This is a genomic window from Pyxidicoccus sp. M15, from assembly GCF_056858435.1.
In genome coordinates this window covers 1,078,761-1,103,462 of sequence record NZ_CM166495.1, presented here as the reverse complement: position 1 = coordinate 1,103,462, position 24,702 = coordinate 1,078,761, and the positions used below count along the sequence as shown (strand labels likewise).

The 24,702-nt window shown below is 71.0% G+C and carries 23 protein-coding genes; 11 read left to right on the top strand and 12 right to left on the bottom strand.

Annotated features, from left to right (window positions below; genetic code table 11):
• Window positions 1-30: 30 nt before the first annotated feature.
• The gene (locus ACX9TP_RS04465) at window positions 31-2,559 is read left to right on the top strand and encodes a sodium-translocating pyrophosphatase (RefSeq protein WP_482978461.1); all 2,529 of its coding nucleotides are present in this window, start codon (window positions 31-33) and stop codon (window positions 2,557-2,559) included.
• An 81-nt stretch (window positions 2,560-2,640) separates the two neighbouring features.
• Here the strand turns inward: ACX9TP_RS04465 and ACX9TP_RS04460 are convergent, their stop codons facing one another.
• Together ACX9TP_RS04460 and ACX9TP_RS04455 are read right to left on the bottom strand one after the other, a co-directional pair.
• Window positions 2,641-2,961, bottom strand: a complete 321-nt coding sequence (locus ACX9TP_RS04460; protein ID WP_482978460.1) for a transcriptional regulator — start codon at window positions 2,959-2,961, stop codon at window positions 2,641-2,643.
• Window positions 2,958-3,512, bottom strand: coding sequence for an SPW repeat domain-containing protein (locus ACX9TP_RS04455; protein ID WP_482978459.1), 555 nt, complete (start codon window positions 3,510-3,512; stop codon window positions 2,958-2,960). Before ACX9TP_RS04455 ends, ACX9TP_RS04460 begins: the two co-directional genes overlap by 4 nt.
• Window positions 3,513-3,778: 266 nt before the next feature.
• Between ACX9TP_RS04455 and ACX9TP_RS04450 the strand changes: the two genes are divergently transcribed.
• The 3 genes from ACX9TP_RS04450 to ACX9TP_RS04440 all read left to right on the top strand — a co-directional run bounded on the left by ACX9TP_RS04450 (window position 3,779) and on the right by ACX9TP_RS04440 (window position 5,253).
• Window positions 3,779-3,982, top strand: a complete 204-nt coding sequence (locus ACX9TP_RS04450) for a cold-shock protein (protein WP_267857004.1) — start codon at window positions 3,779-3,781, stop codon at window positions 3,980-3,982.
• Between the two features lie 101 nt (window positions 3,983-4,083).
• Window positions 4,084-4,650 (top strand): endonuclease dU, encoded by a 567-nt coding sequence (locus ACX9TP_RS04445; RefSeq protein WP_482978458.1) that lies wholly within the window; start codon window positions 4,084-4,086, stop codon window positions 4,648-4,650.
• Between the two features lie 243 nt (window positions 4,651-4,893).
• Complete coding sequence (locus tag ACX9TP_RS04440) at window positions 4,894-5,253, top strand: hypothetical protein (RefSeq protein WP_482978457.1); 360 nt, start codon at window positions 4,894-4,896, stop codon at window positions 5,251-5,253.
• Between the two features lie 123 nt (window positions 5,254-5,376).
• Here ACX9TP_RS04440 and ACX9TP_RS04435 read toward each other — a convergent pair whose 3' ends face one another.
• The 3 genes from ACX9TP_RS04435 to ACX9TP_RS04425 form a co-directional block, all read right to left on the bottom strand.
• Window positions 5,377-5,913, bottom strand: coding sequence for an NUDIX hydrolase (locus tag ACX9TP_RS04435; RefSeq protein ID WP_482978456.1), 537 nt, complete (start codon window positions 5,911-5,913; stop codon window positions 5,377-5,379).
• Between the two features lie 320 nt (window positions 5,914-6,233).
• Window positions 6,234-6,731, bottom strand: a complete 498-nt coding sequence (locus ACX9TP_RS04430) for a hypothetical protein (RefSeq protein WP_482978455.1) — start codon at window positions 6,729-6,731, stop codon at window positions 6,234-6,236.
• Entirely contained in the window at window positions 6,721-7,269 is a 549-nt protein-coding gene (locus tag ACX9TP_RS04425) for a DUF2378 family protein (RefSeq protein ID WP_482978454.1), read from the bottom strand. The genes ACX9TP_RS04430 and ACX9TP_RS04425 overlap by 11 nt, the downstream gene beginning before the upstream one ends.
• 54 nt (window positions 7,270-7,323) lie before the next feature.
• Here ACX9TP_RS04425 and ACX9TP_RS04420 point away from each other — a divergent pair, with 54 nt between their 5' ends.
• Together ACX9TP_RS04420 and ACX9TP_RS04415 are read left to right on the top strand one after the other, a co-directional pair.
• Window positions 7,324-8,076, top strand: coding sequence for a hypothetical protein (locus tag ACX9TP_RS04420; RefSeq protein WP_482978453.1), 753 nt, complete (start codon window positions 7,324-7,326; stop codon window positions 8,074-8,076).
• A gap of 56 nt (window positions 8,077-8,132) precedes the next feature.
• On the top strand, window positions 8,133-8,891 hold the full coding sequence (locus ACX9TP_RS04415; RefSeq protein WP_482978452.1) for a hypothetical protein: 759 nt from the start codon (window positions 8,133-8,135) through the stop codon (window positions 8,889-8,891).
• A 647-nt stretch (window positions 8,892-9,538) separates the two neighbouring features.
• Here the strand turns inward: ACX9TP_RS04415 and ACX9TP_RS04410 are convergent.
• The 4 genes from ACX9TP_RS04410 to ACX9TP_RS04395 form a co-directional block, all read right to left on the bottom strand.
• Window positions 9,539-12,658 carry an efflux RND transporter permease subunit gene (locus tag ACX9TP_RS04410; RefSeq protein WP_482978451.1) on the bottom strand — a complete coding sequence of 1,040 codons (3,120 nt, stop codon included), beginning with the start codon at window positions 12,656-12,658 and terminating at the stop codon, window positions 9,539-9,541.
• A 36-nt stretch (window positions 12,659-12,694) separates the two neighbouring features.
• Window positions 12,695-13,798 carry an efflux RND transporter periplasmic adaptor subunit gene (locus ACX9TP_RS04405; RefSeq protein WP_482978450.1) on the bottom strand — a complete coding sequence of 368 codons (1,104 nt, stop codon included), beginning with the start codon at window positions 13,796-13,798 and terminating at the stop codon, window positions 12,695-12,697.
• A complete protein-coding gene (locus ACX9TP_RS04400) occupies window positions 13,795-14,574 on the bottom strand; it encodes a TetR/AcrR family transcriptional regulator (RefSeq protein ID WP_482978449.1) in 780 nt (259 codons plus the stop codon). Before ACX9TP_RS04400 ends, ACX9TP_RS04405 begins: the two co-directional genes overlap by 4 nt.
• Before the next feature lie 164 nt (window positions 14,575-14,738).
• Window positions 14,739-15,440 (bottom strand): DUF2293 domain-containing protein, encoded by a 702-nt coding sequence (locus ACX9TP_RS04395; protein ID WP_482978448.1) that lies wholly within the window; start codon window positions 15,438-15,440, stop codon window positions 14,739-14,741.
• Between the two features lie 114 nt (window positions 15,441-15,554).
• On the opposite strand from ACX9TP_RS04395, the gene rnz reads away from it, so the two are divergent.
• Complete coding sequence (rnz, locus tag ACX9TP_RS04390; RefSeq protein WP_482978447.1) at window positions 15,555-16,478, top strand: ribonuclease Z; 924 nt, start codon at window positions 15,555-15,557, stop codon at window positions 16,476-16,478.
• Between the two features lie 4 nt (window positions 16,479-16,482).
• Here rnz and ACX9TP_RS04385 read toward each other — a convergent pair whose 3' ends face one another.
• Both ACX9TP_RS04385 and ACX9TP_RS04380 read right to left on the bottom strand, forming a co-directional pair.
• On the bottom strand, window positions 16,483-17,007 hold the full coding sequence (locus ACX9TP_RS04385; protein WP_482978446.1) for a hypothetical protein: 525 nt from the start codon (window positions 17,005-17,007) through the stop codon (window positions 16,483-16,485).
• Between the two features lie 107 nt (window positions 17,008-17,114).
• The gene (locus ACX9TP_RS04380; RefSeq protein WP_482978445.1) at window positions 17,115-18,011 is read right to left on the bottom strand and encodes an alpha/beta fold hydrolase; all 897 of its coding nucleotides are present in this window, start codon (window positions 18,009-18,011) and stop codon (window positions 17,115-17,117) included.
• Window positions 18,012-18,129: 118 nt separating this feature from the next.
• On the opposite strand from ACX9TP_RS04380, the gene ACX9TP_RS04375 reads away from it, so the two are divergent.
• From ACX9TP_RS04375 to ACX9TP_RS04360, 4 genes are all read left to right on the top strand, one after another.
• Complete coding sequence (locus tag ACX9TP_RS04375) at window positions 18,130-18,903, top strand: rhomboid family intramembrane serine protease (protein WP_482978444.1); 774 nt, start codon at window positions 18,130-18,132, stop codon at window positions 18,901-18,903.
• Between the two features lie 159 nt (window positions 18,904-19,062).
• Entirely contained in the window at window positions 19,063-20,763 is a 1,701-nt protein-coding gene (locus ACX9TP_RS04370; RefSeq protein WP_482978443.1) for an amidohydrolase, read from the top strand.
• A 281-nt stretch (window positions 20,764-21,044) separates the two neighbouring features.
• On the top strand, window positions 21,045-21,593 hold the full coding sequence (locus ACX9TP_RS04365; RefSeq protein ID WP_482978442.1) for a hypothetical protein: 549 nt from the start codon (window positions 21,045-21,047) through the stop codon (window positions 21,591-21,593).
• Between the two features lie 229 nt (window positions 21,594-21,822).
• Entirely contained in the window at window positions 21,823-22,620 is a 798-nt protein-coding gene (locus ACX9TP_RS04360; protein ID WP_482978441.1) for a hypothetical protein, read from the top strand.
• 58 nt (window positions 22,621-22,678) lie between these two features.
• Here the strand turns inward: ACX9TP_RS04360 and ACX9TP_RS04355 are convergent, their stop codons facing one another.
• Window positions 22,679-24,688 carry a hypothetical protein gene (locus ACX9TP_RS04355; protein ID WP_482978440.1) on the bottom strand — a complete coding sequence of 670 codons (2,010 nt, stop codon included), beginning with the start codon at window positions 24,686-24,688 and terminating at the stop codon, window positions 22,679-22,681.
• Window positions 24,689-24,702: the final 14 nt, after the last annotated feature.

The following is a 24,702-nucleotide window of genomic DNA, read 5'->3' as shown; positions in this document are numbered from 1 at the left end:
ACTTGAGTCTCTGTGAGGAGTTGCACCCCCATGACACCCACCGTTTCACCGATGGCCGCTCTCAGGAAGAGCGTCACCGGCGCGGCCGCCCGAGCCCTGGGGCTCCTGACGGTCCTCGCCGCCAGCGCCGCCCACGCCAGCGAGGCGGACCTCGTCCTCCCCAACTTCGCCGAAGTCACCTTCTTCGGTGGCCTCAACGGCTACCAGCTGCTGCTGTCCGGCATCGCCGTGTGCGTCGTCGGCCTGGTGTTCGGCTTCCTCCAGTACGCCAGCCTGCAGAAGATGCCCGTCCACAAGGCGATGCTCGACATCTCCGAGCTCATCTACGAGACGTGCAAGACGTACCTCGCCACGCAGATGAAGTTCATCGGCATCCTGTGGGCCCTCATCGCGGTGGTGATGGTGGGCTACTTCGGCTTCCTGCGGCACATGGACGTGGGCCGGGTGGTCATCATCCTGGTCGCCAGCCTCGTCGGCATCGCCGGCTCGTGCGGCGTCGCCTGGTTCGGCATCCGCGTCAACACGTTCGCCAACAGCCGCACCGCCTTCGCGTCGCTGCGCGGCAAGCCCTACCCCACCTACGCCATTCCGCTGCAGGCCGGTATGTCCATCGGCATGGTGCTCATCAGCACCGAGCTGCTGCTGATGCTGGGCATCCTCCTGTTCATCCCGGCGGACTTCGCGGGCCCCTGCTTCATCGGCTTCGCCATCGGTGAGTCGCTCGGCGCGTCCGCGCTGCGCATCGCCGGCGGTATCTTCACCAAGATTGCCGACATCGGCTCCGACCTGATGAAGATCGTCTTCAAGATCAAGGAAGACGACGCGCGCAACCCGGGCGTCATCGCCGACTGCACCGGCGACAACGCGGGCGACAGCGTGGGCCCCTCCGCGGACGGCTTCGAGACCTACGGCGTGACGGGCGTGGCGCTCATCACCTTCATCCTGCTGGCCGTCGAGGTGCCCTACCGCATCGAGCTGCTGGTCTGGATCTTCATGATGCGCATCGTGATGGTGCTCGCGTCCCTGGCTGCCTACGCCCTGAACAACCTGTACCAGGGTGGCAAGTACAAGAACGCGGACCACATGAACTTCGAGCACCCGCTCACCGCGCTGGTGTGGGTGACGTCCATCATCTCCGTGGCCCTGACCTTCCTGGTCAGCTACCTGCTCATCCCCAACCTGGGCGGCGACAGCAGCCTGTGGTGGAAGCTGTCGGCCATCATCACCTGCGGCACCCTGGCCGGCGCCATCATCCCGGAGGCCATCAAGGCCTTCACCTCCACCGAGAGCCGCCACGTGCGCGAAGTGGTGACGGCCAGCCGCGAGGGTGGTGCGTCCCTCAACGTCATCTCCGGCCTGGTGGCGGGTAACTTCTCCGCCTACTGGATGGGCCTCATCATCGCCGGCCTGATGGGCCTGGCGTTCTGGTTCAGCGGCGCGGGCATCGAGGGCCAGGGCGTGGGCCAGCTGATGCTCGCCGCGCCGGTGTTCGCCTTCGGCCTCGTGGCCTTCGGCTTCCTCGGCATGGGCCCTGTCACCATCGCCGTGGACTCCTACGGCCCGGTGACGGACAACGCGCAGTCCGTGTACGAGCTGTCGCTCATCGAGAACGTCCCCAACGTGAAGGACGAGGTGAAGCGCGACTTCGGCTTCGTTCCGGACTTCGACAAGGGCAAGCAGTTCCTCGAGGAGAACGACGGCGCGGGCAACACGTTCAAGGCCACCGCCAAGCCGGTGCTCATCGGCACCGCCGTGGTGGGCGCCACGACGATGATCTTCTCCATCATCGTGCTGCTGGTGGGCATCGTCCCCGGCGCCGGTGGCGAGCAGATTCTCGACCCGGCGAAGGCGCAGTTCCTGTCGCTGCTCCACGCCCCGTTCCTCCTGGGCCTCATCACCGGCGGCGCGGTCATCTACTGGTTCTCTGGCGCGTCCATGCAGGCCGTGTCCACCGGCGCCTACCGCGCGGTGGAGTTCATCAAGGCCAACATCCGGCTGGAGGGCGTGGAGAAGGCCAGCGTGAGCGACTCCAAGAAGGTGGTGGAGATCTGCACGCAGTACGCGCAGAAGGGCATGATCAACATCTTCCTCGCGGTGTTCTTCAGCACCCTCGCCTTCGCCTGCCTGGAGCCGTACTTCTTCGTCGGCTACCTCATCTCCATCGCCATCTTCGGCCTGTACCAGGCCGTCTTCATGGCGAACGCGGGCGGCGCCTGGGACAACGCGAAGAAGCTGGTGGAGACGGAGCTGAAGGCCAAGGGCACGGACCTGCACGCGGCCTGCGTCGTCGGCGACACCGTCGGCGACCCGTTCAAGGACACGTCCTCCGTGGCGCTCAACCCGGTCATCAAGTTCACCACCCTCTTCGGCCTGCTGGCCGTGGAGCTGGCGGTGGAGCTGAACACCTCGGCCTCGGGCAAGCAGCTCACCACCATCCTCGCGGCGGTGTTCTTCGTGCTCTCGACGGTGTTCGTGTACCGCAGCTTCTACGGCATGCGCATCCAGAGCGTCGGCGGCACCAGCGACACCAAGTCCGACGTGGCGATGAAGACGGCGTAGAGGCCGGCTTTCACGCTCCACTGAAGTGACACGAGCGGCAGGGTGCCTCCGGGTGCCCTGCCGCTTCGCTTTTCTCCCGCGTCAGCTGGTGACGCGGAAGGCGGGCGGGTCGATGCGCGTCGAGCGGCACCGGGGGCAGGCCCCCGGCCGGGTGAAGCGCTTGCGGTCCTTGAAGGCGAAGCCGCACTGGATGCAGCTGGCGGGCGCCACCTCCAGCTTCAGCCCTTGCGCCTTGAGGGACTTCTCCAGGTGGACGAGGTGGTCGGCGACGTCCTTCTCGGAGATGCCCACCAGGGCGGAGAGGTCCTTCGCGGTGAGGCCGTGCTCGGGCGCGGAGGCCAGCGCCGCCTCCAGCGCGCCTCGCACCGTGCTGCCGCGCGCGGGAGGGACGGGGGCGCTCACGCGCCAATCGCCTCCGGGTCCGTCGCCAGCTCGCCGCCCAGGTGCATGCCCGTCTGGCACCGGTAGTCCGTCACCAGCGAGGCCAGAATCGTGGACAGGCCCACGAGGACGTGGATGGCCGCGGCCACCGGGCTGCGCCGCGCGTAGCCCAGCACGAAGGGCGCGAGGATGGCGGCCGCGCCGTAGGCGTAGTCCGCGATTTCGTGCGCCTCGATGGGGATGAGCTTGGTGAGGCTCAGGCGGTAGTCGGTGAGCAGCGACACGCCGATGACGGACGAGCCCAGCGCCAGCCCCGCCGCCTTCGCCACCGGGTCATCCGACAGCAGGCCCGCGAGCGCCGTGGCGGTGCCACCCTGGTAGTCCAGCAGGGAGTGCACGTCCTGCGGCACCCACCGGCGCAGGGGCAGCCGGCCCAGCAGCGGGCGTGAGAGGATTCCCGCCGCGGCGCTGGTGTCCAGCGCGCGGTGCACCACCCGGCGCAGGCCGGTGTCCGGCCCCAGGGCCGGCGGGGTGATGGAGGTAGCGAGGTAGGGGGTCTGCGGCTCGGCCATGGCGGCGCTCCTTCCGGACATCCGTTCGTGACACTGCCGCCAAGGTAGGCACGCGGCCTCCGACGCAGGGCGCCAGGACCCTCGCCTGCCCGGGCTCCAGGGGCGGGAAGGCCCTTCGCCCCAGCCTTCCCGCTCGGCTTGCTGCCAGGGGGGCTTCCACTCGGCCGCCCGCCCCGGGCAGACTAGGAGCCGCAGTAGGGGCCTTCGGTTTCTCAGAGGGCGAAACGCCGCGGCGCGAGCCGCTCTGAAACGAGAGAACGCGATTCATGGCAACTGGTACCGTCAAGTGGTTCAACGATGCGAAGGGCTTTGGTTTCATCGTGCAGGACGGCGGCGGTGAGGACGTGTTCGTCCACCACTCCGCCATCAACATGGACGGCTTCCGCACCCTGGCCGAAGGCCAGAAGGTGGAGTTCGAGGTCGGCCGCGGCCCCAAGGGCCTGCAGGCGCAGAACGTTCGCGCGGCCTGAGCTGAACAGGCTGTAGACGTCACGGAAGCCCGGTCTCGTCGCACGCGAGGTCGGGCTTTCTCTTTGCGGGCAACGGGTGGCTCTTGAGAGGCTTGCAGCCCATGCGCCTGCCCCGCCTCCCCCGAGTCATCGGCTTCGACGATGGGCCCTTCGCGCGCCGCCCCGGCGTCGCCGTGCCGCTGGCCGGCGTGGTGTGCGGCGGCACGCGCTTCGAGGGGCTCGTCTGGGGGCGCGTGCGGCGCGACGGCTGGAATGCCACGGACGAGGTGTGCCGGCTGCTGGAGGGCGGCAAGTTCCTGCCCCAGCTCCACCTGGTGCTGCTGGACGGCATCGCCTTCGGCGGCTTCAACGTGGTGGACCTGCCGGCCCTGGCGGCGCGGCTGAAGAAGCCCTGCGTGGCGGTGATGCGGCGGCCGCCGGACCTGGACGCGGTGGAGCGCGCGCTGCGGCGCCTGCCCCGCGCGGACGCGCGCTGGGCGAAGCTGAAGCGCGCGGGACCCATCCACCAGCTGGGCGGCTTCACCTTCCAGGTGCAGGGCGCGCAGGCGGACGAGGTGGCCGAGGCCCTCACCCGCGTGACGGACCGGGGCCGCGTGCCCGAGGCGCTGCGGCTGGCGCACCTCATCGGCTCGGCCGTCGTCACGGGGGAGAGCGGGCAGCGCGCGTAGGAGCCGGGCCTACCCCCCGCATCGGGTGGCACGCGAGGATTGCACCCGCGTGGGACGCGACTGCGCAATCCATTCCCACAATTCCAGCGGGGCCAGAGCGTCCGGGGGTGGGGGTGCTTTTCAATGTCTGACTTTGTTAATCTTTGCCCTCGTGGGGAGGGCGCACGCATGTTCGAAGTCACCAATGACACGAATCGCCGTACCGTCACCGTCCGCTTGAGCGGGTTTGTCCGACCTAACGAGATGAAGGACTTCGTCTCGGCCTACAAGATTGCGACGGACACCTACGGAGGAGGCAGGCACCTGGTGCTGGCGGACATGCGCGGACTGCGGACGCTGGAGCCGGAGTCGGCGGCCCTCTTCGGCGAGGTGGTGGCGTACGGCCGGCAGAAGGGCTGTCTGATGTGCGCGCACGTGTCGGACTCCACCATCTCCCGCCTGCAGACGGCCCGGGTGGCGTCCGAGGCCGCGCCCGGCGACGACATCACCGTGGACTGCGTCTCGCTGGAGGAGGCGCACACGCAGCTGGCAAAGGCGCGCGCGAAGCACTTCCTCGGCGCGGAGCCGGTGCCCGTGGCGATGGCGCACGCGGCCGGGCGCTGAGGGCGGACCTCCGCGCGCTGGCATGGCGCGCGTCGCCAGCTCGGCGCGGGCCACTGGCTCCGAGGGCACACCCATCCCTCCGGACATGAAGCACGGCGCCAGCCGTGCGGGCGCCGCGCTGCCTCAACCGCGGCGGCGCTTCGCGTCCTCCAGGTAGGCGCGCACGAGCGCCGAGAGGTTCAGCCGCAGGGCCGTGTCCAGGTCGATGAACGCGGCCCACGTCACCTCGCGGCGGTCGATGGTGACTGTCGGCTCGGCATCCACGTCCACCTCCACGAAGGTGACGTGGTCATCCTTGTTCTCCTCCGAGCCCACCGTCTCGAAGACGGTGCGCAGGGCGGCGGGCGCCATGGCGATGCCCACCTCCTCGCATAGCTCGCGGGCGCCGCACTCGGGGGCGGACTCTCCGCGGTGGTAGCCGCCGCCCGGCATGCTGAGCAGGTGCTTGTAGGAGTTCTGGAGCAGCAGCACGCGCCCCGCGTGCCACACGCCCACGAAGACGCCGCGCGTCCGGGGGCGGCGCACGAACCAGTACACGCACGCCAGCGCATACGCGCCCCGGTACGCCGTGCGGGCGAGCGGGTCCACCCACCGGTTCAGTCCCTCGCCACGGGGCACGTCGGTCTCATGCACGGGGCGCTCATCGGGCGGCTGGGCCATGCGCCCCATCATGGAGGACGGACAGGCCCCGTGTCCCGCGAGGCGCGTCCACGGAGGGAGCGCGGCGTCCGCGCGGAGCGGCACGAGCCCCGCCTCCGCCCTGCTCGCGCTCAGCGCCGCGGGCACCCGCTCCCGCCAGCACGGCCCGCGCTCAGCGCCGCGAGCCCCCACTCCACCCAGCACCTTCCAGCGTGGACCGCGCTCAGCGCCATAGCTCCGCGGGCACCCACTCCACCCAGCACCCTCCAGCGTGGACCGCGCTCAGCGCCATAGCTCCGCAAGCCCCCACTCCACCCAGCACATTCCAGCACGGCCCGCGCTCAGCGCCGCAGCTCCGCGGGCACCCGCTCCAGCCAGCCCACCTCCAGCACGGCCCACAGGCCCAGCAGAATCGCCTCCGCCGCGTCGTGCCTCAGCGACGTGGGCTTCGCCGCGCCGGACCAGACGATGACCCTGCGCGCCAGCACGTCCGCCGCGTCCTTCGCCAGCGTGCCGCTGCGCTGCTCCCGCGCGTAGAGCAGCTTCTCCCGCCAGTCCTCCGCCGCCACCCGCAGCACCGGCAGCGCGCGCCGCGCCGCCTCGCGCTCCCAGACGTCCGCCACCGGCCCGCCCCCCTCCAGCACCAGCCACGCCAGCGGCCCCACCCCATGGAGCACCGACGGCACCGCCCGCTTCAGTCGCGCCTGGGAGCCGAAGTTCTGCGAGCGGTACTCGCACAGCCGTCCGTCCCGCCCGTACACCGCCAGCCCCGAGCGCAGCCCCAGGTCCACCGCGAGCAACCGCGGCCCCTCCCCGCTGGCGCCAGCCTCAGAGCTCACGCCAGGTGAGCCGGTAGGTGACGTGTTCGTCGTTGAAGTCGCGCACCCGCACCTCCGGCTGCCGCGCGCCCACCGCGCGCAGGCCGGCCAGCAGCGCGCCCCGGGTGAAGTAGCGGATGGTCCCCGCCTCGTTCATCCAGAGGTCCACCTCCGTGGGGGACACGTCCTCCAGCCGCACCTCGGTGTAGTTGTTCCCCGAGCGGAACATCTGCCGCGCCCGGCTCACGCCACGCCGTGGCCCCAGCAACTGGATGACGCCGAAGGCCGCGCGCCCCAGCACCGTCTCGCGGTAGCCGTCCACCATCCGCTCGCCGAGCATTCCGTAGCCCACGTCGTCCGGCACGTCCGGGTGCAGCTCGCGCGCGGCCACCCGCACCGCGGAGCACCAGGTGTTGAAGCCATAGGCGGGCTGGAGCTTGCGCTCCAGGTCCACGCCCACCTCCTTCAAGCGCTCCCGGAGGGTGGGGGTGACGCGCCCCACCAGACCTCTCACGAAGAGGCCTTCCAAGGTGTGCTCGAAGACCAGCTTCTCCGGCATGCTCGGAGTCTACCCCGGTCCGGTAGGATTGTGCGGGGAGGGGGAACGAATCCCATGGGACTGCAACGACAACTGGCCATCATGGCCATGAACGCCACCCCGTTGCCGGGGAAGACGAACTTCCTGGAGGAGGCGGGCCTGGGCACGCCGGTGCCGGCCATTCCGGGCTCGATTGGCGCGGTGGCGCACGAGCCCTTCCTGGCGTTCGACACGAAGCGGCTGATGGATTTGCTGGTGGCCTTCACCATCGGCGACTTCCCGTCGGGCGTGGGGTGCTCGGAGTACTTCAACCCGAACAGCCCCTGGTACAACGTCTTCTACGGCGCCTATGGCGTCCGCTCGTACAAGCGCAACGGCAGCCCGTGGGGCTTCAGGAGCGACGGCCGCCCGGACGTGGACGAGATGCTGGAGGTGCCGCAGCTCGACTACAACTTCCTCACGGCGGGGGAGCTGGGCTGTCCCGCCTCGAGGATGTGCTTCGAGGTGCGGGAGGTGTCACCGGGCCGCGAGGGCCCGTGGCACATGGCGGACGTGGCCTGCATCATCCCCAGCGGGCTGCACCGGGTGGAGGACGCCGAGTCACCGGACCTCACGTACTACGCGGTGTTCGGCGTGCCGGAGGAGGACTACCTCGCCGGTGGGCGCGAGAGCTACGAGCCGGTGCGCATGCGCGGGCGCATGTACTGGCGCCCCGTGGCCGAGCGCCTCACGCTCGTCTGGGGCGGCCTGTGCCCGGACACGCCCGACGGCCAGCGACTCATGCACACCCTCATCGACGCGATGACGCCGCTGTACGCGGTGAAGTGAGGCGCCTCCTATGATGGCCCCGGGCTCCCGGGTCCAGAACGGAAGGCGGCGGTGGCATGACGTCCATGAAGCATGCGGTTCCGCTCCTGCTTCTCACCGGAGGGTGTGCAGGGCTGCCTTCGCCCAACACCACGGCGCAGGACGCAACTCTCGCAAAGGGGCCATGGTCTGAGGTTCCCGCCGTCGAAATGACCGTGGGAGACAGCTCCATCCCCATCGCGCTGCTGCGTGACGTGGCGGACGCGCTTCTCAAGCGCCCTGGCGCCAGGGTGTGCAATCAGGTGACTCGGCGACCCATCCGAGGCCTTTCCACGGAGTACTGCTCGACGGTCTACGTCGCGGGAGACCGCGACTCTCTGTCGTGGCGGGTCAGTGAACCCGTCACGGGAGAACAGGGAGCTTGCAAGCCGTTCTTCGGGGTTCAGGATGAGGACTACTCCTCCGCTCAGGTGTGGGTCGTGGGGTACGTCCACAACCATCCGTGTGGCGCGCCGCCCTCCTCCAACGACCTGGGGACATGGCCAACGAATGCCTTCGACCCGTATGTGGCCATGGCGGAAGTGCGCCTGGTTCCAGGCAACCCGGCACCCGCCGTCCACAGAAACACGGCCATCGAGATGGCTTCCGCCATCGTGGCCGAGCGTCAGGACGGAACCCGCATCTACCTGCGCTACTTTCCCACGGGAGAGGTCCAACAATGGAGTACCGCGAGAGACGGCTGGCGCCTCCTCGGACGCTGCGCGCCACGTGGAGCCGAGAGCCACGGCCTCACACCGCGCTGCACGGAGGAGCCTCTGCGGCTGTTGCACGAGTAGCCGCAAGTGCCGCTCACCGGCTTCGGATTCAGGAGACAGAGATGCTCAAGCGGTGTGCACTCGCAGTGCTCGCAGCACTTCTACCGGGATGTGTCGCACGGAGTCCCGCCTGGAAGGGTCCGGTCGAATGGCCAGACGAACACTCCGCCAGCCTCGTCGGTCAACCCATGGCGGCAGGTGCGGCGCTCGCCGCGGCCGCCGCCGTTCGTGAGCTGGTGAAGCAGAATCCGTTCCCGCGCCTCTTCGATGGGTGCTCCAGCCCCGAGCAGGGCCTGGATGTCGCCATCTTCACGGGCCCGACGGTGGGCCTCTACTACGTCGTGCTGCATCAACGCTTCGACCGATGCGGAGGCCCGAGAGGACGGGTCCTCGACTGGTGGTACGAGTACGCGGTCACACCTCAAGGTGAAGTGGTCGCGGAGGCACTGCCGGGAGAAGGAGAGGCTCCAGCGCCATCAAGCCCGCCACCTCCCGAACAAGCACCATCGCAGCCCCAGGGTTCCGAAGGCGAAACGCCGGCACCCGCCCAGGAGCCAGCGCCTCTCCCCGCCCCTGCGCCTCCGCCCCAGGGTTCCGAACCCCACCCCTGAGCGGACCGTCACGCTGAGCACCGGGCCCGTGGCGAACGCCACGGACCCGAGCCTTCGTCAGGCCGCCTTGCCCGGGCCCTGCTCCACGACGGGCACCTGGGGCATGGCCGGCGGCTGCGCGGCCGGACGGCGGCGGAAGCCAATCCGCTCCATGCCCGCGAACACCACCGGCACCACCAGCAGCGTGAGGAACGTGGACGTAATCACGCCGCCAATCACGGCAATCGCCATGGGCGCGCGGAACTCCGAGCCCACGCCCGTGCCCACCGCCGTGGGCACCATGCCAATCGCCATGGCCGCGCTCGTCATCAGGATGGGCCGCAGCCGGCGCGGGCCCGCCTTCAAGAGCGCCTGGTCCACCGTGTCGCCCTCGCGCAGGTGCTGCAGCGCACCGTCGATGAGGAGGATGGCGTTCTTCGTCACCAGGCCCATCAACAGGATGATGCCAATCATCGCGCCCATCGACAGGTTGTAGCCCGTCACCACCAGCCCCAGCAGCGCACCCACCAGCGCCAGCGGCAGCGACACCATGATGGTGAACGGGTGCTTGAAGGACTCGAACTGGCTGGCCAGCACCATGTAGATGAAGACGAACGCCAGCCCGAAGGCCATGCCGAACGCGTCGTTCTGCTCGTCCAGGCTCTTCATCTGCCCGTCGTAGCGGATGGCATACCCCGGCGGCAGCGGCTGCGCCGCCACGCGCTCCTTCAGCGCCTTCGCGATGTCCCCCAGCGCCGCGCCCTTGCCCAGCTGCGCGTAGACGGCAATCTGCCGCTCGCGGTTGTCGTGCTCGATGACGCTCGGCCCGTCCCGCAGCTCCACGTCCGCCAGGTCCGACACCGGCCGCAGGCCCCGCGGCGTGTACACCTCCAGCTGGCGCACGCGCTCGGGCGTGGCGCGGTCCTTCTCCGCCAGGCGCACGCGGATGTCCGTCTCCGTCGTGCCCTCGCGCAGCTTCGCCACCACGTCACCGCTGATGGCCAGCCGCAGCTGCGTGGCCAGTCCCGCCGCATTCACCTCCGCGTCGCTCGCCCGCGCGCGGTCGATGCGCACCTGCATCTCCGGCTTCGGCGGGTTGGCCTCCACCCGCACGTCCGCCGTGCCGGGCAGCTCGCGGAGGATGCCCGCGATGCGCTCGGCCTCCTGGGTGACGCGCGGAATGTCCGGGCCCGTGATTCGCACCATGATGGGGTAGTAGTCGCCCAGGCCCTCGAGCATGGGCGGGTCGCTCAGGTTGACCCGCGTGGCCACCAGCGCCGGCGCCAGCAGCGCGCGCGCCTCCTCCTTGAGCGTCTGGATGCCGCGCTCACGCGCGTCCTTGCCCACCGTGAGCACCCGCAGGCGCGACTTGTTCACGTCGCCGTTGATGCCGACGATGGCGTAGATGTCCATCACCTCGGGGATGCCCTTGAGCAGCGCCTCCGCCTCCGCGGTGCGCGCCTGCGTCTCCAGCAGGTTGGCCGAGTCCGACAGCGTCAGGTCCACGAGGAACTGCGAGCGGTCCTCCGGGGACATGAACTCCGCGCCCAGCCGGCTCGCCGCGCCGAAGGACAGCACCAGCGCCAGCACCGTGAGCCCCGCCGTGGCCCACTTGTGCGCGAGCACCCAGCGAAGGATTCCCTCGTAGGCGCGCTCGGTGCCCTCCAGGAAGCGGCGCAGCGCCGCGGCCACCGCGTTGTCCCGGTGCACCTCGCCCGGCACGCGCGCCTTGGCCAGGCGCGCCGACAGCATGGGGTCCAGCGTGAAGGAGATGAACAGCGAGACGAGCACCGCGACGGAGATGGTGATGCCGAACTGCTTGAAGAACTGGCCGACGATGCCGGGCATGAAGGCCACCGGGACGAACACCGCCACCAGCGACAGGGTGGTGGCGAGCACCGCCAGGCCCACGTCCCGCGTGCCCTTGGACGCGGCGCTCACCGGGTCCTCGCCCTGCTCCAGCCGGTGGGTAATCGCCTCGCGCACCACCACCGCGTCGTCGATGAGCAGACCGATGGCCAAAGACAGCGCCAGCAGCGTCATCTGGTTGAGCGTGTAGTCCAGCGTGTACATCACGAAGAACGTGCCGATGACGGAGGTGGGCAGCGCCAGCGAGGAGATGAAGGTGCCGCGCGCGTCCAGCAGGAACATCAGGATGATGAGCACCGCCATGGCGCCGCCGAAGACGAGGGCAATCCACACCTCGTGGGCGTTCGCCTCGATGAGCACCGACTGGTCGATGAGCAGCGTGGCCGCGAAGCCGCTGCCCACCGCCGGCGCCATGTCCTCCATCACCTTCTTCACCGCGGCGCTGACCGCCAGGGTGTTGGAGCCCGGCTGCTTCACGAGCTCGAGGATGACCGCGTCCTGGCCATTGAGGCGCGCCAGGGTGCGCCGCTCCGCGACGCCGTCCGTCACGGTGGCGATTTCGTCCAGGCGCACCTGCGCGCCCGTCTTGCTGCGCGCCACCGGCAGCGCGCGAATCTCCTCCACGTCCTTGAACTGCCCCAGCGAGCGCACCGTCAGCTCGCTGGCCCCGAGCTGCAGCCGGCCCGCCGGCAGGTCCAGGTTCTCCGCGCCCACCCGCTGGGCAATGGCCAGCGGGGACACGCCCGCCGCGCGCGCCTTGTCCAGGTCGATGTCGATTTGAATCTCGCGCGTGTCGCCGCCGGTGACGCGCACCTCCGCGGCGCCCTCCAACTGCGCGAGCGCGGGGGTGATGCGCTCGTCGATGAGCCGGCGCAACTCCTGCGAGGGCAGGTTCGCGGACACCGCGTAGGTGAGGATGGGCGTGGCGGACAGGTCCACGCGGCCGATGACGGGCGCGTCCGCGTCCTGGGGCAGCTTGTTGGCGATGCCCGCCACCTTGTCGCGCACGTCCTGCACCGCCCGGTCCAGCGGGGCGGTCAGCTTGAACTGGACCACCACCGTGCCCAGGTTCTCCCGGCTGAAGGAGTGAATCTTGTCCACGCCGCTGATGCCGGCGACGGCGTCTTCAATCGGCTTGATGACCTGCGTTTCGAGCTCGCCCGGGCCGGCGCCCTTGTAGACGGTGTTGATGACGACCACCGGGAAGGACACGTCCGGGTAGAGGTCCGTGCCCACGCGGCCCAGGCCCATCAGGCCCAGGACGATGAGACAGAGCGACAGCATGGCCGTGAAGACGGGCCGGCGGATGGAGACGTCGCTGAGAAGCATGGGGAGGCTCCAGGTGGGCCTTGCGAAGGAGAGCGGCTACTTCACGGAGACGCGGGTGCCCTGCGCGAGGCCCGGCGTCGGGTGGTCGATGACGGACTCCAGCGGCGCCGGGGCCAGCACCACCACCTCGCGCTCGCGCCGCTCCAGCACCTGCACGTCCACCCGGCGCACCTCGCCGCCCGTCACCACCCAGACATGGTCGCCGTTGCTGGAGGACAGCGCGGTGCCCGGCACCACCTGGGCCGCCTGCGACTCGCCCATGGGCAGCACCGCACGCGCCAGCGTGTGCGCCACGAAGCGGCCGTCCGTGTTGGGCACGGCCAGCTCCACCGGCACGCGGCGGGTGGCGGCGTCCGCGGACGGGAGGATGGTGCGCACCACCGCTTCTTCCGTGGACGCCCGCGCGCCGACGGACTCCACGCGCACCTTCACGCCGGGCTTGAGCCGCGAGCGCATGGACTCGGCCACCGTCGTCTTCAGGAGCAGCGTGTCCAGGTGCTCCAGGGTGAAGAGCGGCGTGCCCGGGGCCACCGTGGCGCCCGTCTGCTCCGGCGCGTCGATGATGGTGCCCGCGAAGGGCGCGCGCAGCTCGTGCCGGCGCCGCGCGGCGCGGGCCTGGGCAAGCTGCGCCTTCGCGGCCAGCACCTGCGCCTGGGCCTGGGCGGCGGCGGCGGTGGAGGAGCGGTTCTGCAAGTCGCTCACCCCGCCCTCCTGCTGGAGCTTCACGTTGCGCGCGGCCACGTCGGCGGCCATGCCGGCGGCGGCCTCGGCGGCGGCCACCGCGGCCTCGGCGCCGGCCACCTGCGCGTCGGAGATTTCCGAGTCCAGCTGCGCGAGCACGTCCCCCTTCTTCACCACCTGCCCCTTCGCCACCTTCACCGCGGCGAGCCGGCCGCCCACCTCGAAGCCCACCTGCAGGCCCTGCGCGGGGAAGAGCGTGCCCGTCACCTGCTCGCTGGGCGCGGCCTGGACGGTGCGCGCGGAGACGACCTTCACGGCGGGCGCGGCCTCGGGCGTGGCGACGGGCACCGTCGGCGCCGAGGCGTCCGCCTTCTGGCAGGCGGACAGCGACAGCGCGGCGGCGGCGAGTCCGAAGGCGGCGAGCGCGCGGACGGCGGACGGCTTCCTGGTGGAGTTCACTCGGGTTTCCTCGGTGTGCGACGGGTCTTCGCGCGGGCGCGGGGCCGGCGCGTGGAAGGGGATGAAGGTCTCGGGGCGCGCGCGGACAGGGCACGCACGGGGGCCGGGGCCTCCGCCGGGGCTTCCAGGCGGGGCATGGTGCCCTCCTGGCACAGCCGCTGGAGCGTGCGGGCCCAGGCCGTCAGGTCCGGCTTCTCGCGCATGCGCGCCATCTGCTTCGACAGCAGCAGGTACGCGCCGACGATGACGGAGCCGAACAGGTGCGGGTCCATCTCCCGGTCCACCGCGCCGGCCTCCTGCAGGCGCTGGAAGTTGCGGGCGACACGCTCCACCTGCGCGTCCGTCACGTTCCACAGGAGCGACTCGAACTCCGTGCCCTGGCTGCCGCTTTCGAGCACCAGCGAGACGTCACGGTAGGCCCACACCCACTCCATGGCCGCCAAATCACTCGCGGACTCCAGCTCGATGAGCTGGCGGAAGCGCTCGCTGCGCTCCTGTCTGTCTTTCGGGCCGGGCACGCCGTGCTCCTCGAAGAAGCGCTCCACGGCCTCCATGCGCTGCGCGTTCAGCGCGTCCAGCCCGGCCTGGAAGGCGCCCACCACCTCCCCGAAGAGCGCCTCCTTCGACGGGAAGTGCAGGTAGAAGGCGCCCTTGGACAGCCCACACGCGGCGGTGATGTCCTCGATGCGCGCACCCCGCAGGCCCTTGCGCGCGAACTCCGCCCGGGCGGCGGCCACCAGGGCGCTGCGAGCATGAGGGTCCGCGGGACGGGGCATGACGGGCGGTTACTAACCCGCCGGTCAGAAACAACGCAAATATCGCTGACCGCCGGGTCATAAACCCACACGGTGCGGCTTATCCCCCTGTGAAGTCCCAGGGGTGACGCGCGCGGGCGTGTGCGTCTTCGGAAGGCCCGGGCATACATCCAGGCCCGTGCGGCTCAGGGGCCGTCGGGGCGGCTCTTCACGGGCGCGGCGAGGGCGGTGCAGAGGGGGCAGGCGCTGGGGCCGTGGGGGACGTCGCGGCGGTGGAGGTCCAGCACGGCGCGGGAGATTTCGGCCAGCTCGCGGCGCACCTCGCGGCGGGCGCCCTTCACGCGGGCGATGCGCATGTCGTCGTAGGTGGTCGTCTGGTGCCGCATCCAGGCGATGACGGCGGCCTCGGCGCGCCGCTCAATGGGGATGCGCTCGGTGCGGGCCACGGTGCCGCTGCCCACGGGGGTGGCGTGGGCGGCCACGAGGACGGCCAGCCGCTTCGCGTGGGGGAGCCACGCGGGGGAGAAGGCGAGGAAGCGCAGCACGGAGTTGGCGAAGTCCACCTCGTACTGCTCCTGCTCGCGGGCGCGGCGCTCGCGGCCGGCGGCCAGCTTCTTCTCGTAGGCGGGGGTGGCGCGCTCGGCGTCGAGCACGGCGCGGGCCCGGACGATGTGGGCCTGTGGCGCCCACACCCCGCGCGAGAAGAGCTTGCGGCCCACCTTCTCCACCACCGTCCAGGTGGGGCCGGCGGCCTTCACGCGGCGGGTGAGCCCGGCATCGCCCGGGGGGAGCAGGGCCCACCCGTCAGGCACGGTGAGGACGCGGCCGTCCTGGGTGCGCACGCGGCGGGGGTCTGCGGTGGGGCCTACAGTCAGGGAGTCGGACATGCGAGTGTCAGGGGGGCGGCCTCATAACACGCGGGCGTCCAACCCTGGTAAATGGCCGCCTCGCGCCGCACCTTCGGGCGCACGGAGGTCCTCTCACGCGTGGGAAGCGCCGGCATGTCCCTCCTCAGGCTCACCTTCCTCGGCACCTCCGCCGCGCAGCCCACCCTGCACCGCAACCTGTCCGGGCTCGCGGTGAAGGCGGACGCGGACCTGCTCCTCTTCGACTGTGGCGAGGGCAGCCAGCGGCAGATGGTGCGCTTCGGCACCGGCTTCACCGTGGACGCGGTGTTCTTCACGCACTTCCACGCGGACCACTACCTGGGAATCATCGGCTTCCTGCGCACGCTGGGGATGATGGGCCGCGCCGAGCCCATGCGCCTGTACGGGCCGCCCCCGGCGAAGCGGCTGTTGCACCAGGCCGTGCACCTGGGGCTGGAGTCGCTGGCCTTCCCCATCGAAATCCACGAGGTGAAGGACGGGGACGTCGTGCAGCGCAATGGCTACGCCATCCACGCGGTGGGCGTGGACCACCGCATCAACGCGCTGGCGTACGCGCTGGTGGAGGATGAGCGGCCGGGGCGCTTCAACGTGGAGACGGCGCGCGCGCTGGGCGTGCCGGAGGGGCCCAGCTTCGGCAAGCTGCAGAAGGGCGAGCCGGTGACGCTGCCGGACGGGCGCGAGGTGAAGCCGGAGGACGTGCTGGGCGCGGCGCGCGCCGGGCGCCGGCTGGTCATCTCCGGGGACACGCGCCCCTGCGCCTCGGTGGTGAAGGCGGCGAAGGACGCGGACCTGCTCATCCACGAGTCCACCTTCTCCGACGACGAGCAGGAGCGCGCGCTGGAGACGCGCCACTCCACGGCGCGCGAGGCGGCGCGCGTGGCGAGGGAGGCGGGGGTGCGGCGGCTGGTGCTCACCCACCTGTCCAGCCGCCACGACACCGACCCCGGGAAGCTCCTCGCGCAGGCGCGCGAGGAGTACAAGGGGCCGGTGGAGGTGGCCTTCGACGGGCTCACCGTCGAGCTGCCGCTGCGCGACTGAAGCGCTACTGAATCTTCTCCGCCTGGGCCTTCAGCGACGTGGCGGACTCGACGTCCACGCGCTGGATGAGCTCCCACTCCAGTTCCTCGTCGCGGTTGAAGTTGCCGGTGTCCGTGCGCGGGGCCGCGTCGTTGACCTCGTTCTGGCGGCCGGTGGTGTTGTCCGCGCCGCGCGCCTCGGTGGAGATGCGCTTCCAGTACTCCAGCGAGCACTGGCCGGGCCCCTTCTGGACGCCGCGCACGAGGTAGGCCACGTAGGTGGTGCCCAGCGAGGACGGGGCGCCCTCCATCTTGAACTCGGTCTGCGCCTCGAAGCCCTCCTTGCCGGCGCGGAACGAGAAGCCCTTCTCCTTCAGCAGGGCGACGGCCTGGGGCCACACCTCGCCAATGGGCTTGCGGTAGACGTGCTCGCGGGACTTCTCGTGGAGGAAGGCCTCCTTGCGGTGGCCGGCGCAGCCAGCGGTGGTGAGGGAGACGGCGGCCAGCAGGAGCAGCGCCGAGGCGCCGCGACGGATCAACGACAGGTTCATTCTCATGACTCCGCGGGAGTGTGAGGTGGGCAACCATCCCTCACCCTCCGCCCGGCGCCAAGTGCCCCGCCAGACAGTTGCCCTGGGCAACTGTCCACCACCCACGCTCAGCGTGTGGCCGGCCCCAGGTGCTCCAGCAGCAGGGCGGCCACCTTGTCCGGGGCCTCCAGGGGCGCGAAGTGGCCCACGCCGGGGAGGTAGCGCACGTCGGGCGGGTGGGTGAAGTACGGCTCCAGGCCCACCGTCAGCTCCCGGCCCAGCGCGAAGTCCTCCTCGGCCCAGACGAGGCGGAAGGGGGCGTGGATGCGGGGGTAGTGCTGGAGGAGCCGCCGGGCGCCCCGGGGCGTGAAGAGGCCGCGAATGGCCTGCCGGTAGTAGTCCACCGCGGCGCGCGCGGCGTCCGGGTGGGAGAAGTGGGCCGCGTAGGGCGCCAGGCGCTCGTCGCTCACGCGCGAGGCGTCCACCATGCCCCGGCGAATCATCCGGCGCACCGCCTCGCCGCCGTACGCGGACAGCAGGCGCTCGGGCAGCACGGGCAGCTGGAAGAAGAACATGTACCAGGAGCGCGCCAGCTGGGGCGGCCACCAGATGCGCTTCGCCAGGACGGTCGGGTGCGGGCAGTTGACGACGGCGAGCCGGTCCACCACGTCCGGGTGGAAGGCCGCCACGTGGTAGGCGATGCCGCCGCCCCAGTCATGGCCCACCAGGTGCGCGGGCCGGCCGGGCTGGAGGTAGCGCGCCAGCTGGACGATGTCCTCCGCCAGCGTGTCCAGGTCATAGCCGGAGGCCGGCCGGTCCGTGCCGCCGTAGCCGCGCAGGTCCGGGGCCACCGCGTGGAAGCCCGCGGCGCCCAGGAGCGGCAGCACGTCGCGCCAGCTCTCGGACAGCTCGGGGAAGCCGTGCAGCAGCAGGACGAGCGGGCCGGTGGCGGGGCCCGCCTCCAGCGCCTGCATGCGCAGCGCGGGCAGGGGGATGGAGCGCGGGGTGATTGGTGTCTGTCCCATACGGAAGCGGCACCCTACCCGCGCCGCGCGGAGCCGGCAGGGCTTCGTGGCGCCTTGCGTCGTGCGCCGCACAACCTCGCCATCCCCGTGCCACCCGTGCTCAAGATGGGGGCCTGCGATGATTCCCATCAGCGACGACAACCCGACCCTGCGTACCCCCGTGGTGACGTACCTGCTGCTCGGCGCCATCCTCTTCACCTGGGTGGTCATCCAGGGCGCGGGGCTGGACGCCATCAAGCTCGCGGAGAGCGTGTGCACCCTGGGCATGGTGCCCGCGAAGCTGACGGGGATGCTGCCGGTCGGCTCCATCCTGAAGCTGGGCGACGGCCTGTCGTGCGGCGTCAACGACCCGACGGTGGACAGGCTCACCCCCATCACCTCCATGTTCCTGCATGGCGGGTGGATGCACCTCATCGGCAACTGCCTCTTCTTCTGGGTCTTCGGCAACAACGTCGAGGACAGCATGGGGCGCGCGCGCTTCCTCGTGTTCTACCTGCTGTGCGGGCTGGCCGCGGCGGCGGCGCACGTACTGGTGGACCCGGGCTCGACGATGCCGACGGTGGGGGCCTCCGGCGCCATCTCCGGCATCATGGGCGCCTACCTCGTGCTCTACCCGCGCGTGCGGGTGAACATGCTCTTCGTCATCTTCATCTTCATCCAAATCATCCCGGTGCCCGCCTGGGCGGTGCTGCTGTGGTGGTTCGTGGTGCAGGTCATCAGCGGCCTGCCCCAGTTGATGACCATGGACGAGATGGTGTCCGGCGGCGTGGCCTTCTGGGCGCACGTGGGCGGCTTCGTGGCCGGCCTGGTGCTCATCAAGCTGTTCCAGAACCCGCGCTACACCCGGCAGCGCACCTCGTGGCGGCACCGGCTGCACCCGGACCACCCGTGAAGCCCCGGGGCAAAGACAGACGCGCCGCGCAATGCCTTGCATGACGGGAGGCGCCGCGCGGCAAGTCACTGGCCCGTGAACCCCGACTGCGCCAGAGTGCGCCCCGCCGCCCGCCCCGGACCTGGGGTGGGCCTCCTCCTACGGCGGGTGCGAGACACGATGCTGCGACGAATCGGTGGACTCTTCGGTGCGGTGCTCCTTCTGACGGGCGTGGCCGGCTGCGCGCGGCGCGGCCCCGACGCGGGCAAGGATGCCGCCCAGGCGGCGGGCACCACGGTGTACGTGGCGGCCCGGGTGCGGACGCTGGACGCGGACCGGCCGGTGGTGACGGCGCTCGCGGTGCGCGAGGGCAAGGTGCTGGCCACGGGCACGAAGGAAGAGGTGCTGGCCGCCGCGGGCGAGGGCGCGCGCGTGGTGGACCTGGGCGACGCCACGGTGGTGCCGGGCCTCACCGACGCGCACGGCCACCTGGCGGGGCTGGGCGGCGGGCTGGTGTCGGTGGACCTGGAGGGCGCGGCCACCCGGGCGGAGACGGTGGCGCGCGTCGCCGCCGCCCCCCAGACGGCGTACCAGGGCGAGTGGCTGCTGGGCACCGGGTGGGACCAGAACGACTGGCCGGAGAAGGCCTTCCCCTCGCGCCAGGATTTGGACGCGAAGTACCCGACGACGCCCGTGGCGCTGAGCCGCGTGGACGGCCACGCGCTGTGGGTCAACGGCGAGGCGCTGCGGCGCGCGAAGATTGGCCGCGACACGAAGGACCCCGCGGGCGGCCGCATCCTCCGGGGGCCGGACGGCGAGCCCACCGGCGTCCTCGTGGACAACGCCATGGACCTGGTGTTCGCGGTGCTGCCCCCGCCCACGGACGCGCAGCACGAGGCGCGGCTCAAGGCGGCGGTGGAGCGCTGCGCACAGGCGGGGCTCACCGGCGTGCACGACGCGGGCATGGACCTGCGCACCTTCCGCCTCTTCCAGCGGTGGGACGCGGAGGGGAAGCTGCCCCTGCGCGTCTACGCCATGGCGGACGGGCAGACGAAGGACCGCGAGACGTACCTGAAGGACGGCCCCTTCCAGGGGAAGCTGCTCACGCTGCGCGCGGTGAAGCTCAGCCTGGACGGCGCGCTGGGCAGCCGGGGCGCGGCGCTGCACCAGGACTACAGCGACGAGCCCGGCCACAAGGGCCTGCTGCTGCTGTCCCCCGAGGAGTACGAGCAGCGCGTGGCGGCCTTCATGGGCAGGGGCTTCCAGGTGTGCACGCACGCCATTGGAGACCGGGCCAACACCCTCGTGCTGGACGCGCTCACCCGCGCGGCCGAGGCCACCGGCACGAAGGACGGCCGGCACCGCGTGGAGCACGCGCAGGTGATGCGCCTGGAGGACATCGACCGGCTGGGCAGGAGCGGCTTCATCGCCAGCGTGCAGCCCACGCACGCCACCAGCGACATGCCGTGGGCCGAGGCGCGCGTGGGCCCGGAGCGCATCCGCGGCGCGTACGCGTGGCAGCGGCTGAAGGCGTCCGGCGCGGTGCTGGCGCTGGGCAGTGACTTCCCGGTGGAGCGCCCGGACGTGCTCGGCGGGCTGTACGCGGCGCGCACGCGGCAGGACGGGCAGGGCCAGCCCTCCGCCGGGTGGTACGCCGACCAGCGCCTGAGCGGCCAGCAGGCGCTGGAGGGCTTCACCGTGGGCGCCGCCTACGCGGCCTTCGCGGAAGGCCAGCGCGGACGGCTGAAGCCGGGCATGGACGCGGACTTCGTCGCGCTGTCCGTGGACCCGGTGGACGCGCCCCCCGCGGAGCTGCCCGGCGCGAAGGTGCGCCTGACGGTGGTGGCCGGCGCGGAGGTCTTCCGCGCCCCCGGCACCTGAACCACCCCTCAAGTTCGGGCCTGTGAAAAGGCAGCCGCACTGTAGGGTTGCAGCCCCGCGGCCGCGAACCCCGGAATACTCCGAGAGCAATGCGTGCCCTCGGAGCCGCGCCCGGCGAGCGAGCGCTCGACGGCGCCGGGCGCGCGAGGTTCACGGCCAGCTATTTTCGCTGGCTTGTGGTGTGCTCTAGCATACAGCCTCACCGCCTAATCCGGTCGGGCTACACCAGCCCCACCGGCTGGCGCGGGGGGCAGCGAGCCGTGACATCTTCACTGTCTGGGGTGCATTACAAAGGCTTCACCGTCCAGAACCTGCTCGCCTATGTGCATGAGCGCTTCGGGGAAGAGACGGCGCGCCTGGCCGTGGAGTCGCTGGCGCCGGAGCTGAGGACGCACACCGACCCGCGCACGACGCTCGCGGTGGGCTGGGTGCCGGTGGAGACGTACTTCGGCATCGTCCAGCACGTGGTGGACCAGCACTTCGAGGGCAAGGCCGCGGGCGCGCAGACGATTGGCTACGAAGTCACCCTTCGCGACATCCACTCCATCTTCAAGATGGTGCTGCGCTTCACCACGCCCAGCATGGTGCTCGGCATGGCGCGGCGCATGTGGCGCTCGTACTGCGACCAGGGCGAGCTGCTGCACTCGGATGAGAACGGCATGGGCGTGCTGACGCTGCGGCAGTTCTCGTACCAGACGCCGGTGTCCCTCAACGAGCTGGCCGGGGGCTTCAAGGCGTACCTCGAGTGCTCCAGCGCGAAGAACCCCCGCGTGGAGGTCATCGCCCCCGGGGCCGACGGCGCCCTGCGCTGGCGCATCTCCTCCGGCTGAGCCGCGCCGTCGCGTGAAGGCGCTGTAGGCGCTGCCCGCACCCGGCCGCGTCACAGCCGGGTGGTCCGCGCGTCATTCCCGCACCGGAGGTGTGACGGCGGTGCCAACAGTGGTGGTTACACGGCAGATGAAGCGTTGTGCCTTGAACGCGAGGCGCGGGGTGTGGCACACGCCCGCCATCCTTCCGGACCGACCGTCGTTCCGAGATTCACACCCCAGGAAGTGCGCGATGCTTCGCAAGCGGTTGCAGTCGTGGCTTTTGCTCCCCGCGCTGATGCTGTGCGGCTGCGGGCCCGCGCAGGAGCCGGAAGAGGGCTCCCCCTTCGGTGAGGGCGCGCAACCCCTGCTGTACGCACCGCCCACGTCGGCGAGCGGCGACGTCCTGGACGGCACGGCGTACATGGGCCGGGTGGAGCTGGGCGGCGCGGTGCAGACGCGCTTCACGACGAATCCGCAGTACCTGTCCTTCGGCTTCAGCGTGCGCGCGGGCGCGCAGGTGAAGCTGGAGGTGACGCACCTGGGCAGCAGCATGTACCTGGACACGGGCCTGTTCGTGTACGGCCCGCGCCGGGCGGACGGCGGCTACGGCGCCGCGGCGCTCGCGCAGGACGACGACTCCGGCTACGGACAGCTCAGCCGGGTGGACGCGCTCGCGCTGGCGGAGGGCGGCGACTACCTGGTGGTGGTGAGCACCGGCACCGGCGCGGGCAAGCAGTTCCGCCTGCAGCTGGACTGCGCCAACGGCGCGTGCGCGCCCGTGGTGGACCCGGCGCTGTACCGCCGGTGCGACTGGGACGTGGCGCTGCCCATCAAGGAGTGCGTCGAGAGCACGATGGACGAGTACGGCGTGTCCCTGGCCGGGGCGTACGACAGCTGCACCGGCCCGGACGACGCGCACGCCTTCTACCGGGAGGCGTGCCACACCGGCGCCAGCGCCCCGGCCTGGTGCCAGGGCGGCGAGGCGCAGTTCACCCTGCGCATGTGGCCGGTGTGCCAGGACCACTTCCAGCACGACTACGGCCTGTGACGGCCCGGCTCACGTGAGGCCACGTGAGGCCACGTGAGCCTTGGGGGCCCCGGGGCGGCTACAGCTCCGCCTGGTAGCTGATGGACTGGACGCGGCGGTTGAGCTCCTCCTGCGCCGCCAGCCGCTCCTTCACCAGCCGCTCCAGCTCGCGGCCGATGGCCTCCAGCCGGTCCTCCTGCTCGTTGAGCTTGCCCACGAAGCGCTCCGCCAGCTCGCGCTGGGACGCGCCGCTCTTCAGCGACTCGATGTTGGAGCGGATGCGCTCCTGGTCCTTGAAGAGCTGCTCGCGCTCGGCCGTCAGGCGCTGCTCGTCCCGCGACAGCGCGGCCACCCTGTCGCGCAGGGCCACCACCTCGCGCAGCGCGTCCGCCACCTGCCGGTCGATGTAGCGCGACGACACGAAGTACGTCACCTCGTCCAGGCCCACGTTGGAGATGAGGTACTGGCGCTGGCCGCGCGTGCGCTCGGCCACCACCAGCTCGTCGTGCGCGCTGGGGGCCAGCTCGCGCTTGAAGCGCCAGAAGCCGTCCGTCGTCTCCGCGGGCTCCGGCATGTCCTTCATCAGCTCCCAGCCGGTGCGCGGGTGCTCCACGAAGAGCACCTGCGGCCGGGGCGCCTTGTTGCGCACCAGGTACTTCGTCTGCCGCACGTGGAAGTACTCCACCACCAGCGTGCCCCGGTTCACCACCGTGCGGAACACCGGCCCGTCCTCCATCCGGTCCTCCACGGACACCACGCAGCCCAGCTCCACCGCGTACGGCACGAAGCGCCTGTCGTTGGGCTTCATCGTGTCCAGCATCGCCTCGCCCACATAGCGCTCGTCCTCGGACACCGTCACCGGGCCGCCCTCCAGCGTCAGGCCCGTGGTGTTCTTCAGCTCGATGCAGGCCATGGGGTTCTTCTCGCGCGTGGCCCGGTTGTAGAGGAGCACCCGCCGCCCCTCGAAGGGCTTGTGCAGAATCGGCACCAGCGCGCTCTGGTTGCGGTGCACCGTCACCGGCCGGTCCACGCCGTACTCGAAGAGGTCGCCCACGTCCTTCGTCAGCGTCGTCACCGCCATGGCCTGCTGCTCCAGGGCGTCGCGCAGCCGGGGCCCGCCTCCGCCCGGCCCGCCCACCAGGGCCTTCTCCGCCCGGGCCCGGCGGGGCGCCATGGGCGCGGCCATGGCCGGCGCCGGAGGCGGAGGACCCGCCACGGCCACCGCGCCCGGCATCATGTCCATGGCACCGCCGAAGCTCTCCTCCGGAATCACCGGCGCGGCGGCCGCCTCCGTCCGCACCTCCACCACCGGCCGCTTCATGTAGCGGGGGTTGTACAGGTCGTGCACGAAGGACACCGGCAGCCCGGCGATGAGCGACAGCTGCACGTCCACCCAGTCCTCGTCACCGGTGTTGTCCACCAGCGCCCAGCCCTGCAGCAGCGGCGCCTCACCCTCGTCCAGGAGGATGCGGTAGCTCGTCTTCCACACCGGGGCCTCCACCACGTAGCTGACGAACAGCTCGCGCTCGCCCTGCCCCGCGGTGAGGATGGCCATCCGCTTGCTGTCCTTCTTGTACGAGGACAGCACCGTGGCCAGGTAGAACTCCAAATCCTTGCGCACCGCCTCGTCGAGGAACTCCAGCTCGGAGATGTCCAGCACGTCGAACGTGCGCAGCGAGCCGCCCACCAGCAGCGACAGGAAGGGCCGCACCACGCTCGTCTCCCCCGCCGCCACGGCCAGGGAGTCCAGGCCGATGATGGAGCCCTCCACCTGGCCGCCGCCCACGCGCGCCCGCACCCGCGCGCCCTTTATCTGCCCCAGCAGCGCCGTGAGGCTGCCGTCCGCGGGAATGCGGATGGTGGCCTCCGCCAGCAATTGCTCCAGCGGCTTGGTGGAGTCGTAGCTCACCGCCGACACCGAGCCGCCCGACAGGTCGAGCACCGTGAGCGACTTCAGCACGTCGTTCATGTCGCGCGCCTTGAAGTCCAGGTTCAGCGTGTCGCTGCCGCTCACCTTCCCCCGTCGCTCGAAATATCCAACTCCATGCTTGTAGAGGACGACGCGGCGGATGGGCAGGTTCGTGGGCATGAGGCGCGCAACTC

Excerpts from the sequence above, each read along its gene's own strand:
- ACX9TP_RS04395 (WP_482978448.1), bottom strand. The coding sequence starts at position 15,440 with ATGTCCGACTCCCTGACTGTAGGCCCCACCGCAGACCCCCGCCGCGTG.
- ACX9TP_RS04415 (WP_482978452.1), top strand. The coding sequence starts at position 8,133 with ATGACGTCCATGAAGCATGCGGTTCCGCTCCTGCTTCTCACCGGAGGG.
- ACX9TP_RS04410 (WP_482978451.1), bottom strand. The coding sequence starts at position 12,658 with ATGCTTCTCAGCGACGTCTCCATCCGCCGGCCCGTCTTCACGGCCATG.
- ACX9TP_RS04445 (WP_482978458.1), top strand. The coding sequence starts at position 4,084 with ATGCGCCTGCCCCGCCTCCCCCGAGTCATCGGCTTCGACGATGGGCCC.
- ACX9TP_RS04380 (WP_482978445.1), bottom strand. The coding sequence starts at position 18,011 with ATGGGACAGACACCAATCACCCCGCGCTCCATCCCCCTGCCCGCGCTG.
- ACX9TP_RS04385 (WP_482978446.1), bottom strand. The coding sequence starts at position 17,007 with ATGAACCTGTCGTTGATCCGTCGCGGCGCCTCGGCGCTGCTCCTGCTG.
- rnz (WP_482978447.1), top strand. The coding sequence starts at position 15,555 with ATGTCCCTCCTCAGGCTCACCTTCCTCGGCACCTCCGCCGCGCAGCCC.
- ACX9TP_RS04355 (WP_482978440.1), bottom strand. The coding sequence starts at position 24,688 with ATGCCCACGAACCTGCCCATCCGCCGCGTCGTCCTCTACAAGCATGGA.
- ACX9TP_RS04360 (WP_482978441.1), top strand. The coding sequence starts at position 21,823 with ATGCTTCGCAAGCGGTTGCAGTCGTGGCTTTTGCTCCCCGCGCTGATG.
- ACX9TP_RS04425 (WP_482978454.1), bottom strand. The coding sequence starts at position 7,269 with ATGCCGGAGAAGCTGGTCTTCGAGCACACCTTGGAAGGCCTCTTCGTG.
- ACX9TP_RS04375 (WP_482978444.1), top strand. The coding sequence starts at position 18,130 with ATGATTCCCATCAGCGACGACAACCCGACCCTGCGTACCCCCGTGGTG.
- ACX9TP_RS04455 (WP_482978459.1), bottom strand. The coding sequence starts at position 3,512 with ATGGCCGAGCCGCAGACCCCCTACCTCGCTACCTCCATCACCCCGCCG.
- ACX9TP_RS04465 (WP_482978461.1), top strand. The coding sequence starts at position 31 with ATGACACCCACCGTTTCACCGATGGCCGCTCTCAGGAAGAGCGTCACC.
- ACX9TP_RS04440 (WP_482978457.1), top strand. The coding sequence starts at position 4,894 with ATGAAGGACTTCGTCTCGGCCTACAAGATTGCGACGGACACCTACGGA.
- ACX9TP_RS04400 (WP_482978449.1), bottom strand. The coding sequence starts at position 14,574 with ATGCCCCGTCCCGCGGACCCTCATGCTCGCAGCGCCCTGGTGGCCGCC.
- ACX9TP_RS04370 (WP_482978443.1), top strand. The coding sequence starts at position 19,063 with ATGCTGCGACGAATCGGTGGACTCTTCGGTGCGGTGCTCCTTCTGACG.
- ACX9TP_RS04450 (WP_267857004.1), top strand. The coding sequence starts at position 3,779 with ATGGCAACTGGTACCGTCAAGTGGTTCAACGATGCGAAGGGCTTTGGT.
- ACX9TP_RS04435 (WP_482978456.1), bottom strand. The coding sequence starts at position 5,913 with ATGGCCCAGCCGCCCGATGAGCGCCCCGTGCATGAGACCGACGTGCCC.
- ACX9TP_RS04420 (WP_482978453.1), top strand. The coding sequence starts at position 7,324 with ATGGGACTGCAACGACAACTGGCCATCATGGCCATGAACGCCACCCCG.